Origin of the sequence: Hyphococcus formosus, assembly GCF_046736345.1 — a bacterium.
Classification (GTDB): domain Bacteria; phylum Pseudomonadota; class Alphaproteobacteria; order Caulobacterales; family Parvularculaceae; genus Hyphococcus; species Hyphococcus formosus.
Genome location: NZ_CP157210.1, coordinates 1025577 through 1037346, shown reverse-complemented (window position 1 = coordinate 1037346; position 11770 = coordinate 1025577). Strand labels below are relative to the sequence as shown.

General features: G+C 54.0%; 13 protein-coding genes. All 13 read left to right on the top strand.

The features are described 5' to 3' along the window. Positions 1-343 precede the first annotated feature (343 nt). The 13 genes from ABFZ83_RS04860 to ABFZ83_RS04800 are packed head-to-tail and all read left to right on the top strand — an operon-like array spanning position 344 to position 11770. On the top strand, positions 344-1180 hold the full coding sequence (locus ABFZ83_RS04860; protein ID WP_411818305.1) for a type II secretion system protein N: 837 nt from the start codon (positions 344-346) through the stop codon (positions 1178-1180). Continuing rightward, positions 1180-3141 (top strand): type II secretion system secretin GspD, encoded by a 1962-nt coding sequence (gspD, locus tag ABFZ83_RS04855; protein WP_411818304.1) that lies wholly within the window; start codon positions 1180-1182, stop codon positions 3139-3141. Before ABFZ83_RS04860 ends, gspD begins: the two co-directional genes overlap by 1 nt. Positions 3142-3152: 11 nt before the next feature. Further along, a complete protein-coding gene (gspE, locus tag ABFZ83_RS04850; protein ID WP_411818303.1) occupies positions 3153-4655 on the top strand; it encodes a type II secretion system ATPase GspE in 1503 nt (500 codons plus the stop codon). Continuing rightward, on the top strand, positions 4642-5856 hold the full coding sequence (gspF, locus tag ABFZ83_RS04845; protein WP_411818302.1) for a type II secretion system inner membrane protein GspF: 1215 nt from the start codon (positions 4642-4644) through the stop codon (positions 5854-5856). Before gspE ends, gspF begins: the two co-directional genes overlap by 14 nt. Then, positions 5856-6329, top strand: coding sequence for a type II secretion system major pseudopilin GspG (gspG, locus tag ABFZ83_RS04840; protein ID WP_411818301.1), 474 nt, complete (start codon positions 5856-5858; stop codon positions 6327-6329). Before gspF ends, gspG begins: the two co-directional genes overlap by 1 nt. Continuing rightward, complete coding sequence (locus ABFZ83_RS04835; RefSeq protein WP_411818300.1) at positions 6247-6840, top strand: GspH/FimT family pseudopilin; 594 nt, start codon at positions 6247-6249, stop codon at positions 6838-6840. The genes gspG and ABFZ83_RS04835 overlap by 83 nt, the downstream gene beginning before the upstream one ends. Continuing rightward, complete coding sequence (gene gspI, locus ABFZ83_RS04830; protein ID WP_411818299.1) at positions 6827-7195, top strand: type II secretion system minor pseudopilin GspI; 369 nt, start codon at positions 6827-6829, stop codon at positions 7193-7195. Before ABFZ83_RS04835 ends, gspI begins: the two co-directional genes overlap by 14 nt. Further along, positions 7192-7857: a type II secretion system minor pseudopilin GspJ gene (gene gspJ / locus ABFZ83_RS04825; RefSeq protein WP_411818298.1), complete on the top strand. Its 666-nt coding sequence runs from the start codon at positions 7192-7194 to the stop codon at positions 7855-7857. Before gspI ends, gspJ begins: the two co-directional genes overlap by 4 nt. After that, the gene (gene gspK / locus ABFZ83_RS04820; RefSeq protein ID WP_411818297.1) at positions 7854-8831 is read left to right on the top strand and encodes a type II secretion system minor pseudopilin GspK; all 978 of its coding nucleotides are present in this window, start codon (positions 7854-7856) and stop codon (positions 8829-8831) included. Before gspJ ends, gspK begins: the two co-directional genes overlap by 4 nt. Further along, the gene (gene gspL, locus ABFZ83_RS04815) at positions 8828-10024 is read left to right on the top strand and encodes a type II secretion system protein GspL (protein WP_411818296.1); all 1197 of its coding nucleotides are present in this window, start codon (positions 8828-8830) and stop codon (positions 10022-10024) included. The genes gspK and gspL overlap by 4 nt, the downstream gene beginning before the upstream one ends. Next, positions 10021-10488 carry a type II secretion system protein GspM gene (gene gspM, locus ABFZ83_RS04810; protein WP_411818295.1) on the top strand — a complete coding sequence of 156 codons (468 nt, stop codon included), beginning with the start codon at positions 10021-10023 and terminating at the stop codon, positions 10486-10488. The genes gspL and gspM overlap by 4 nt, the downstream gene beginning before the upstream one ends. After that, positions 10485-11264 (top strand): type II secretion system protein N, encoded by a 780-nt coding sequence (gspN, locus tag ABFZ83_RS04805; RefSeq protein ID WP_411818294.1) that lies wholly within the window; start codon positions 10485-10487, stop codon positions 11262-11264. The genes gspM and gspN overlap by 4 nt, the downstream gene beginning before the upstream one ends. Beyond that, complete coding sequence (locus tag ABFZ83_RS04800; protein ID WP_411818293.1) at positions 11261-11770, top strand: hypothetical protein; 510 nt, start codon at positions 11261-11263, stop codon at positions 11768-11770. The genes gspN and ABFZ83_RS04800 overlap by 4 nt, the downstream gene beginning before the upstream one ends.

Genomic DNA, 11770 nt, shown 5'->3' with positions numbered 1-11770 from the left:
GTTTCAACAAGCGTGCGCGCTTAATCGGGGCCATCCGCATTGAGCCAATTCTCTACCCGTTTTTTCACGGTGAACGATCGCCTTTGTGCCTCTTAGGCATGAATGATTGAGGGTGAAGGGCTTTGATTGAAATCGATGATAGTCGGAAAGGTTAAATTTTGCGGGCAGTAGGCGTAATTTCGCAAGGATTTCAAGAGGTTCTTGGACATTCTGGTACGATAAATGCATGCATTCATCCTTACAATTCGGTGGTTGTATATCGTTTTGCTAAGGGTTTTTCGGTATCAATCCGGGGGAGCAATGCGATAGCGCTTAATCCGCAAAACGGCGCAGGTGGTTAACTTTGGTCGATTTCGACAAATTCGGACTGGGAAGAGGAACCACTTTCTTCAAGAATGGCGGTGCTGGCACCTTGCGCCTTGTGATTGAGGTCGCGCTATTGATCGCCATCGGACTCGTTCTTGCGAAACTCGCAATATCGGTTTTTGCGCCATTGCCGACCCCGCGCGGCGATATGGTCAGCGCAGCAATGTCGAGCCCACAAGGCCAGCGGATTCAGACTACGACAGAGCCGAAAAATCCGTTCGGATCGGCACCGATGCCAAACGCGCCGGTCGAACAGGCCCCCGAAGTTGCGGAAACGTCATTGAACCTCAAGCTCACCGGTGTGTGGCCAGACGGGCCCGACGGATCTGCAATTATCCGTGGCGAGTATGGCAAAGACAAACGCTACGCGGTTGGTGAAAGCATATCATCCGGCGTTCGGTTGGTTTCGGTTTACGAGGATCAAGTCATCATCGAGCAAAATGGTGTGCGCGAGTCATTACGGTTTGAATCAAAAATCCCGGCACCAAAACGCAGCGAGCCCCAAAACGCTGCGGCGGCGCTAACGGTGACACCGCGTGAATTGACCGACGCGATCCGCATGTCATCGACCACCGATGATAATGGCAAACCTGTCATCGCATTAAACGCGGGACGAAATGCAAATGTCTTTACCCGTATCGGATTCAAAAATGGTGATTTCCTGCGCACCGTAAATGGCGAAGCGGCACCAAGCGATCCGGCGGGGCTACTTGAAATGATGAATGAACTTTCGCGCGAAAGTCAGGCAACAATCGTAATTGAGCGTGACGGGCAAAGAATCCCGATCGTTTTGTCCGTAAGGGGAAATGAGTAATGGTGAAGTTAGCGAGAGCCATACCGGCTGTTCTTGTTGCGGCGATTGGGGCAGTCACGCCTTTATCAGCAATGGCACAAGAGAATTGCGGCGCGGCGCTAAATTATGAAGACGCTGATATTCGCGCGGTTGTTGACGAGATCGCTATTCGGACAGGTCGGACATTCTTGCTCGATCCCGCCGTGCAAGGCCGGGTAACCGTTAAATCACCGCCGAATGGCCGCCTTTGTGCGGACGAGGCGTGGGAGCTGTTTCAGGCGGTGTTGCGGGTCAATGATTTTGCGGCGACCCCTGCAGGTGACGGGAAATACCGGATTGTCCCCCTTCAAGAGGCGGCGCGCGCTGCGGGCCCCGTCGGTGAAGGGCGCGGATCGGACCTGACAACGCAGATCATACGTCTCAATTATGTGGATGCGCGCGAAGCGGCGGCCAATCTCGCTCAGATCATCGGGAATAATGGTGTTGTTAGTCCGGTACGGACCGGCAATTCAATTATCGTTGTGGATACTGCCGATAATGTAGCCCGCATTACGGAGGTTCTGAAAAAACTCGATCAGGACACGACGATTTATCGCACGATCCCATTGCAGCATTCATCCGCTGTCGAACTATCGCGCTTGGTCAGCGAATTGGCATCGGAGATGAACGAGGAATCCGGCGCGCGCGGTGCATTTTCTGTCGTACCGGTTGAGGCGAGCAATTCACTGCTGATCCGTGCAGAGCCATCATTAATGCGCCGGCTCGAATTGGTGGTCAGCGAACTTGATCAATTTGGCGGGGCCACCTCAAACCTTTCGGTCGTTTATCTAAAACATGCGGACGCCGAGGAAATGGCGCCGCTCTTAACCGAAGTGGTGAACAGCACATCGGGATCTGGCATTGATGGTGCGCCGGGCCGCACCCGCGCGAGTGTTTCTTATCACAAGCCAACCAATTCACTGATTATCAATGGCGACGCCGAAATTCAGCGGACATTGCAAAATGTCATCACGCAGCTTGATGTGCGGCGCGCACAAGTCCTGGTCGAGGCGATTATTGTTGACGTGTCCGATACGACTGTTCGCGACCTTGGCCTGCAATATTTCTTGACCGGAACAGAAGGTTCTCGAGTTCCGTTCTCGACGACCAATTTCTCAAGCGCGCAACCGAATATTCTGGCAGCGGCGGGCGCAGCGTTGCTCGAGTCTGATGTTGTGGGCGGTGATCTTAGCGACCAAAAAAGCGCGCTTACCGAAGCCGCGGTGAATTCACTGCTTGGCTTTAATGGCTTTGCGCTTGGCGGGGCAGGGAAACTTGGCGAGAATTCCTTCTTCGGCGCTATTTTAACGGCCATTCAGGACGATTCATTTTCGAATGTACTCTCAACCCCATCGATCATGACGCTCGATAATGAAACCGCACGTTTGCAGGTCGGGCAGGAAATTCCGGTCACTACTGGCGAGGCCGTTGGCGATAACCTGACCAATGCGTTCAGAACCGTCAGCCGTCAGGAAGTCGGTGTTATTCTGGAGGTCACACCGCAGGTGAATGAGGGCGGCACCGTCACGCTTAAAATTGTTCAGGAAATTTCTAGTGTCGCAGGCCCGATTTTATCAACGTCTACGGATCTTATCACCAATAAGCGCGAAATCTCGACAACCGCACTGGTTGATGACGGCGATATTCTTGTGATTGGTGGATTGATTGACGATACCCGCGAGGACAAGGAATCCAAGGTGCCTTATCTTGGCGATATTCCGGCGGTTGGTAATCTCTTTAAATCCACATCGCGCGAGCGGCGACGGCAAAATCTGATGGTCTTTATCAGACCATCTATCATCCGCGATCAGTCATCGGCGAATTTGGCGACCGGTCGTAAAATGGATTACATGCGCGCCCGTGAACTCCTGCGTGATGGAACACCGATCTCCGGCATGGAAAAACTGATCGATGAAGTGACGGGAACAACAGCACCGCAATAGGCGAACAGGCCATGAGTGAACAAAGCACCATTTCTTCGGCGCGTTTCTCCTACGCTTTTGCAAAGGAGCGGGGCCTTATCGTTTTAGACGATGAGGTAAGCCCGGTTGTGCTTGGTGCGCGCGGGACAACGCCCGAACCATGGGCGATCATCGAAGCCCGCCGCGCCATTGGTGCACCGATTAAGGTCGATATTCTTCCGCCCGAAATGTTCGAGCGTCGCCTGTCGGAGATCTATTCGGTTGAAGGGATTTCGGCGGCTGACCTCGACCTTGAAGGCGATGAAAGTGACCTCGCATCGCTCGCAGAAGGCCTGCCGAAAACAGCGGACCTTCTCGATTCAGAAAATGACGCGCCGGTTATCCGCTTGATTAACGCGATGATCGCCGAGGCCGTGAAGGTAAAAGCCTCCGACATTCACATTGAGCCGTATGAAAAGACTTTATCGATCCGGTTACGGATTGATGGCGTATTGCGCGAAGTTTTATCGCTACCGTCGCGGATGACGCCAGTTCTTACATCGCGCGTGAAGGTGATGGCGCGGCTTGATATCGCGGAACGCCGGGTACCCCAGGACGGGCGAATTTCCCTCGCGCTTGGCGGCAGAACGGTTGATGTGCGTGTGTCTACGCTTCCCGCCCGTTTTGGCGAGCGCGTGGTGATGCGTATTCTCGATAAAGATGAAGCGCGGCTTGATCTTGATGGTCTGGGGATGCCGGCACCGATCCTTGAGCGGTTTAAACAGGTTCTCCAGCGCCCAAACGGAATTATTCTCGTAACCGGACCGACCGGTTCCGGGAAGACAACGACGCTTTATGGCGCATTAAGCCTATTGAACGAGCCGAGCCGGAATATTCTGACCGTCGAAGACCCGGTTGAGTATGCGGTCGATGGGGTCGGCCAGACCCAGATTAATCCAAAAGTGGGTATGACCTTCGCAACGGGCCTTAGGGCGATCCTTCGTCAGGACCCGGATATTGTAATGGTCGGTGAGATCCGCGACGTCGAAACGGCGGAAATTGCGGTGCAGGCCTCGCTTACCGGGCATCTGGTTTTGTCAACGGTTCATACGAATTCGGCAGCGGGTGCGATCACCCGGTTGCGTGACATGGGCGTTGAGCCATTTTTGCTATCGTCTACGGTGGTGGCCGTGTTAGCGCAGCGCCTTGTGCGGCGTTTGTGCCCGTCCTGCAAGGAAACCTATAGCGCCGATGAAGCAACTAAAAAGCTCTTGGGCGTTAGCGGCAATGTCGAATTGATGCGGCCTGTGGGGTGTGGCCGTTGCAATCAAACCGGTTATGAAGGCCGTATCGGTGTGTACGAATTAATTATCGTTGATGATCAGATGAAACGCCTGATCCACGATAATGGCAGCGAGCACGAATTAGAAGATTACGTCTTTAGAAATGTCGATACGCTGGCGCAATCTGGTTTCAAGCATGTTTTGAATGGCGTCACCTCCGTTGAGGAAGTCATGCGTGTTGTCCGCAAGGAGGGCGACAATGCCAGCCTTTGAATATGAGGCGGTCGATCTTGGCGGGAAAACCCGCCGAGGTGTCGTTTCTGCGGATAGTCAACGGCAGGCGCGGAATGAATTGCGGCGAATGAAGCTCACGCCGCTGAAACTCTCTGCGCCACGCCATGAGCAAACCGCCGCTTCGGCCAGTAAAAAACCGGCGCGGATTCCGGCGGGGGAACTTGTTTCCATTACGCGCCAGCTCGCGGCGCTGATTGGTGCCGGCACACCGTTGGAAGAGGCTTTGAACGCGGTATCGTTACAGACATCAGCGCCCGGTAGTCGAACACGCCTGATTGCGGTGCGTGAACGGGTGATGGAAGGGTGGCGTTTTGCTGACGCCTTGGCTGAGGATCAGAAATCCTTTCCGGCGCTTTACCGGGGGGTGATCGCCGCCGGTGAAATGTCCGGCGACCTGCCGGGGGTTCTCTCGCGGCTTGCAACCATGCTCGAGAAAAACCGCGCGCTCAAAAACAAAGCTATCTCGTCACTGATCTATCCGGCCGCGTTAGCCGTGATCGCTGGCGGGGTCGTCACGGCACTGATGGTCTATGTCGTCCCAAAGATCGTCGCCCAGTTCGACAGTTTCGGGGCACAGCTTCCCTTTCTGACGCGGCTCGTGGTCGGAATATCTGACTGGATCGTTCAATATGGTCTCGTTGCGTTTTTTGTTTTGATCGCCTTGGGCTTTGCTGCCTGGCGCGCGATGAAAGAGCCTAACGTCAGGCTTTGGGTTGATGAACGGGTGCTACGATTGCCCGTATTTGGGAACTTGGCCCGCGCGGTTGATGGTGCGCGTTTTGGCCGAACATTGGCGACGCTATTTGCTGGCGGTGCGCCGCTGATCGACAGTATTGTCGGCGCGCAACGGACCGTCAGCAACGCCTATATTCGCGCGCGCCTTGATAAGACTGTCACGATGGTCGGCGAGGGCGCATCACTTGCAGCAGCGCTAAAGCGCGCAAACGCATTACCGCCAATGATGGTGCACATGGTGGCGGCGGGAGAGCGCTCCGGTGCGCTTTCCGATCTGCTCGACAAGGCCGCTACACAGCTCGAAGAAGAGTTTGATACCGCCTCGACCGTAGCGTTAAGATTGCTGGAGCCGGCGATCATCGTAGCGATGGGCGGAGCGGTCTTGGTGATCGTATTGTCAATTTTAATGCCTATCCTTCAGTTCAATACATTGGCGGCGGGGTAATGATGGAGAAAAAGATGGACCTACGGAAATCAGCAAAAAAGCGTCGTAACCAGCGCGGTATTACGCTTGTCGAATTGCTTGTTGTATTGGCAATTCTGGCGCTTGTTTCCGCCATTGTTGTCATCAATGTTCTGCCTGCGGCGGATAAAGCCGCCGTGGACACAACGAGAATTCAGATTGATATCATCGAGAATTCGCTCGATCAGTATCGTCTTGATATGCGCAGCTATCCGACCACCCAGCAGGGCCTGGAAGCGCTGGTGAATGTGCCCAGTGATGCGAAGAATAGCGCCAATTATCGACCGGGCGGATATTTGCGCGGCGGTTTGCCGTTAGACGGCTGGGGCAATGAATTCCAATATGAATTTCCGGGCGAACGCGGCGGTGCCTATGATCTTTATTCATACGGCGCAGATGGCGAACCCGGCGGCGAAGGTCAGGACGCGGACATTGGTAACTGGACGACGGAATAGGCGTTTCGCATTTGATCCAAACCATCAGCGCGGCGTAACCCTCGTCGAGCTATTGGTGGTGTTGGTGATCTTGGCCATGGTTGCCGGTGTTGTCATTTTGACGACGCCGCCACCCGTTAGTGATCTGCGCAATAGTGCTGAGCGGTTTGCGGCGAAACTGAATCACGCGGCCGGTACGGCGATTACGGCGGGCATACCGATTGCGTTAGAAATTGACGCCACCGGGTATCGTTTTCGCCAATATGAAAATGGCGCGTGGATTGCCGTAAGCGAGCCGGGCCTGCACGACATAGAATTGGATCGCGAAACGAGTTTGCAAATTCTGAGCGAAAACACCGGCAATCGCGAAGCGCAATCAGATTTGTCTGAACCAGAAATACGGACACTAATTTTTAGCCCGACCGGAGAAACGATGCCGATGAGCGTCGGAATTCGGCGCGGCCGTGAAATTTTCTATGTGACGATGGATGATTTCGGCAAAGTTGAGGTGAATGCCAATGCGCCGGAATAATCAACGGGGCATAACGCTTGTTGAAACATTGGTCGCGCTTGCGGTGATGGGTTTTGTCATTGCCGCCTTGCTGGCGCTGATCGGACAGAACACCCGTTTTGTTTCAACCATCGAAAATCGTCATCTGGGGATGATCGCAGCCGATAATTTGATGGTCGAAGCGATGGTATTGCCCAGGGCGCTCGAACTTGGTGTCGAGGAAGGGGAAACCACCGTCGGAAGTATTCCGTTGCTTTACCGGCGAACCACCATCGAAAGCGGTGTCGAGGGTGTGTTCCGTCTTGAGATCGCCATCATGCCAAAAGACAGCGATCAGGTGATTGCCCGTGCAACCTCGATGCGGAGGGTGCCGTGACACAGCGAGATAAGCAGCACGGCATGACATTGCCGGAGGTGTTGGTCGCCTTGCTGATATTTGCGGCCATTGCTTCGACGAGTGTCTATGCGCTCCGATTGGGCGTTGATAGCCGCGATCAGTTGGAACGGGCAGACGACGAATTAAAGCGATTTCAAATCGCGCGCAGCTTGATGAAGACGGATTTCGTCCAGCTCAGCCCGCGGTCTATCCGCGATGAATTTGGAATTGCGCGCAATGCGGTTTTTGTTGGCAATGTTTCGCGCTTTGGGTCGCGTAGTGACGAAGACGAACAAATTCTTGCGGCGTTCGTCCGCAACGGCGCAATCAATATAGCGGCCAAAGAACCAAGAAGCGCTTTGCAATATGTTGAATATATCTATCGCGACAGAACGCTTATTCGCAGAACACGAGACTATCTTGATGCGGCACCGAATGCGCAAACCCGCGATCGGGTCTTGTTCGAAAATCTCGACAATGTGTCCGTTTCTTATTTGAGCGGCGAATATCGCGGCGAGTTGCTTTGGGCCGAAATGTGGCCCGCCAGCGGCGCAACCGGATCACCTCGGGCGATCTCCATCACTATGGAATGGCCTAACAAACCCGCCTTAGAGCAACGCTTTTGGCTCGGTACCCTCGGCAATTCAGTTGGGGGCGGATGATGAACAAGAGAACCAATCAACGTGGTGCCGCTTTGCTGGTCGTGTTGCTTTTGGCGGCGACGCTTTCCTTCGTCGCCCTCGCAACAATGGAAAAGATCTCGTTGACGGCGGCGCGGGTCGGTAATGTAAGCGAGCGGAGTGAAGCGCTTTGGGAGGCGCTTGCGATTGAGGTGTTGGCGAAAAAAGCCATAGAAACCGCATTCGAAGCGAATAACAGCAAGATGTCCTCCGAAGATCCGTGGGCAAACAAGCCAATTGAGTTGCCGCTGGATAATGGTTTTGCGCGGGTTGTGCTTGATGATGCGACCGCCTGTTTCAACCTGAACAGTCTCGCGCAGTCATCAGAGGAAGATGCGGGCGAAAAAGCCCTCAATGAATTTGTTCGACTGGCGAGTTTAGTCGGGGTCAGTGAATTCGAAGCACAAGCATTGGGGCAATCAATCGCCGACTGGATTGATTTTGACAATCAACGCCGGCCACAAGGCGCAGAAGATGAATATTACACAACGCGCCCATCGCCCTATAGAACCGCAAATCAGGTCATTCCTAGCGTCAGTGAAATTCGCGCGGTCAGAGGCGTTTCTCAAGAGATCTATCTGGCATTGGAGCCTTATGTTTGCGCGCTGGAAAACACTGGCCCATCGCCCATTAATGTGAACATGCTCGAACGCCGCGATGCACCGATATTGGCGGCAATCCTTGGGGATGACATCAGCATGCAAAAAGCGAGCGATATTATCGGTGCGCGGCCACCCGGTGGCTATACGGATGTATCTGGTTTTCTGAACATGCCCGCCATTAAGGAACTGCATTTGCCGAACGAGATGACCAGCCGGTTTCACATCACGTCGCGTTATCTTCGCGCGCATGCAGAGATTGTTTATGATAGGGCTGTATTCAATATGACATCAGAGCTAGCCCTTGATGGGGCCCGCGCGCGTATCGTGTCGCGCCGGATCGGAGCAGAAAAGTGAACGAGACATTAATTCTCATCGTTGGGCGTGGTCCGGATGAACCCATTAAATGGGCGTTCTGGTCGGACGGACGTATTCAGCTTGCGGATATTGCGGAAAACCTCGATCACTTGAGCGAGCTAGGACAACGTGCGTCTGCGGCAAAGATGGTGGCGCTTGTCTTGCCCGGCGAAGACGTCGCGATGCGGATGATGCCGTCACCGCCCAAGGGAAAGGCTCAATTCCGGAATGCTGCTCGGTTTCTATTAGAAGACGAATTGGCTGAGAATCTTGATCAAGTGCATTTCGCCATAGCGCGACATCCAAGCGGTGCCGGTTTGGTTTTGGCCGTTAAAAAAGCGATTCTTGATGAATGGATTGATGAGTTAGGCAATATCGGGATCACTCCTGATATCGTAACGGTCGATTTTGCGCTATTACCAGCGGACCAAGAACAGGCAGTAATCGTCGAGGCGAATGACCGAATTGTCGGATCAGTGTCGTTACAGGGGTTTTCGCTAGAACGTCCGATAGCGGATGATATAATCGAAACCTTATTGAACGATAGTGCGGTTTCAAAAATTATCACTTACGGTTCGAATGCTTTCGCACTGCCCGAGGGTGTTGAACAGGAACGCCGTCCGGCGCTGGAAGGTGAGAGCCTTTACGCCACTTTTGCCGGAGCGCTTCAGCAATCGGGCGCGGTCAATTTTCTGCAAGGTGCCTATAAGAAAACGAGCAATTGGCGCGCCGCCGCAAAGCCTTGGCAGCGGGCCGCAATGCTTGCGGCGGGATTGGCCCTTTCGGTTTTTGTATTGAATATTGCTGATGCTGCACGCTCCCTTCGCATCGCTGATGCGTATAATCGCGAAGCGCGCGCGGTTCACGCTGCGGCATTTCCAGATTACGCCAATGTCAATCCGCGTACCCATGCGCGCCAGGTTCTTGGTTCCGGGAGCGGATCGCCAATGTTTACGCGATTGACGAATGCGGTCGCTTTAGGTCTTGAAGAAAACGAAAATATCCAAATTGATCGGATACGGTATAATGCTTTGCGCAACGAGTATTCGCTGAATTTGCGCTTCGCCGACATCAACGACCTTGAGGTGCTCAAGCAAAGTCTTGCGGCGCAGGGAATATCGGCCAGCGAAGCGGGCGGCGTTCGGCGCAGCGGCGGCATTTATCTCGGTGAATTGAAAGTGAGTGCGTCATGACCGCTTGGTGGCAAGATCTTTCCGCGCGCGAGCGGGTTTTAATTCTGATTGCCGGCGGTCTCGGGGTTGCTGTGGTGCTTTCGCTTCTCGTTATTCGCCCGATTGCGGACTGGCAAAGCGATGCGGCGCGCAAGGCACAAACAGCAAGAGATGGGTACGAGCTTACGCTCGCGGCCGCTGCGGTCGCCGGGGATCGGGGCGATGACCAATATAATCCCATGGCATTGCGGCAAGCGGTGATTGCCACCGCAAAAAATTGGAATGTTGACCTGACGCGGATCGGATCGGAAACGCCTGAAGGGCAAGTCGAGGTGCAGGTTGCGCCACTCGCCGGGGATGCGCTTTTTGCGTGGATTGCGCAACTCGAAAACCAATATGGGATCAGTGTTGCGTTTGCCGACATCGCCAATGGATCGGACGGCATGGTCAACGCGCAGATTATCGTTTTTGAACGGATGTCATGACGAAGAAAGTAACATCTGAATTATCGAGCCGGTTTATGGGGCTCGTTGTGTGCGCCGTTTTTTTAATCGGTGTCGTGACGATGTTGCCGGCCAGTCTGGTGTCAACGTTTGTCAATTTTGATCGCCAGCGTGTTTCTTATATGGCTGCGAACGGCACAATTTGGAACGGGTCATTCGAAAACGTCAATATTGGCTCAGCCCCGTTGGGCGATATCTCTTTCCGGCTCTCGGCGTTATCATTGCTGACATTGTTCCCGAAGTTCGATCTATCGGCGAAGGAGGGCGCTGTCATTGGCGACGCGATTGTTTCCGTAAATCCAGCCCAAAGAATTACTATCGCAGATTTGAACGCAGATCTCGATTTAGGTGCTTTAGCCCCATACGGTATTCTTGGCGCGCCCACCCAGGGGATTGCGCGCGTCAGCGCTGATAAAATTGCGTTATCGCCGAAAAAGGGGTGCATCAACGCAGACGGCACGCTTTGGACGAACGTCTTGAATGCGCCTGCTTTTCGGCATGATATGCCTGCACTGCCGTTAAACGGAGATGTAACCTGCGAAGGGGAGCAATTGCTCGTCGTTCTTGAAGGCGAGAATGACCGGGCGGGCGCGGAAATCATCCTGCGGATCAATAAGGATTTAGCCTATGAACTCGCGGCGCGGGCCTATTCCCCTGAGGATGATATAAATTCTGCACTGCGCTTTTTAGGTTTTGAAGACGCGGATGGCGAACTGGTTTATGGTTCCGCCGGAATATTCAGGAGCGCCGGATCATGATCCGAATGACAACAATTGCCATCTCACTTCTTTGCGTGTCAGGCTGCACGACAATCGGCGGGAAATCGGGACCGGTTAAAACGGCGAATACATCAGCAGAACCGGTAGCGCTTAGCCTCGCAGACGAACGCATTGCTCAGGATGGTTTCGGTGCGCTTGATGATGCCGCTTTGCCGGAGAAAGCCTGCGGCATGGTTTTGTGGACGCTCGAAGGTAATCGGCCCGAGGCGATTTTCCGCTATGTCTCTGGCAAGGAAGCCGAGGTCAATATTGGTGGCACCCTCGTTAAGTTATCCCGCATGGACTATAGCGGGGCGAGCGGTTACGGCGTTTATGAGAGCCAGCTTTTTCAGAGTACGGATGGCGTGGCCGTCGAGGTAAACGCTAAATTCGGGCTGGGGTTTAATGGCGGATCATATCTCGAACAGGGCGTTGTGAAGATCACCGACAGCCACGGTTGGAGCCTTGTCTCGCCAACGGCCGGCATCGCCGGATGCCGAAGCTAG

Coding starts and splice junctions, on each gene's coding strand:
- ABFZ83_RS04835 (WP_411818300.1), top strand. CDS start 6,247: ATGATCTTTATTCATACGGCGCAGATGGCGAACCCGGCGGCGAAGGTC.
- gspE (WP_411818303.1), top strand. CDS start 3,153: ATGAGTGAACAAAGCACCATTTCTTCGGCGCGTTTCTCCTACGCTTTT.
- gspK (WP_411818297.1), top strand. CDS start 7,854: ATGATGAACAAGAGAACCAATCAACGTGGTGCCGCTTTGCTGGTCGTG.
- gspM (WP_411818295.1), top strand. CDS start 10,021: ATGACCGCTTGGTGGCAAGATCTTTCCGCGCGCGAGCGGGTTTTAATT.
- ABFZ83_RS04800 (WP_411818293.1), top strand. CDS start 11,261: ATGATCCGAATGACAACAATTGCCATCTCACTTCTTTGCGTGTCAGGC.
- gspN (WP_411818294.1), top strand. CDS start 10,485: ATGACGAAGAAAGTAACATCTGAATTATCGAGCCGGTTTATGGGGCTC.
- gspD (WP_411818304.1), top strand. CDS start 1,180: ATGGTGAAGTTAGCGAGAGCCATACCGGCTGTTCTTGTTGCGGCGATT.
- gspF (WP_411818302.1), top strand. CDS start 4,642: ATGCCAGCCTTTGAATATGAGGCGGTCGATCTTGGCGGGAAAACCCGC.
- gspG (WP_411818301.1), top strand. CDS start 5,856: ATGATGGAGAAAAAGATGGACCTACGGAAATCAGCAAAAAAGCGTCGT.
- gspI (WP_411818299.1), top strand. CDS start 6,827: ATGCGCCGGAATAATCAACGGGGCATAACGCTTGTTGAAACATTGGTC.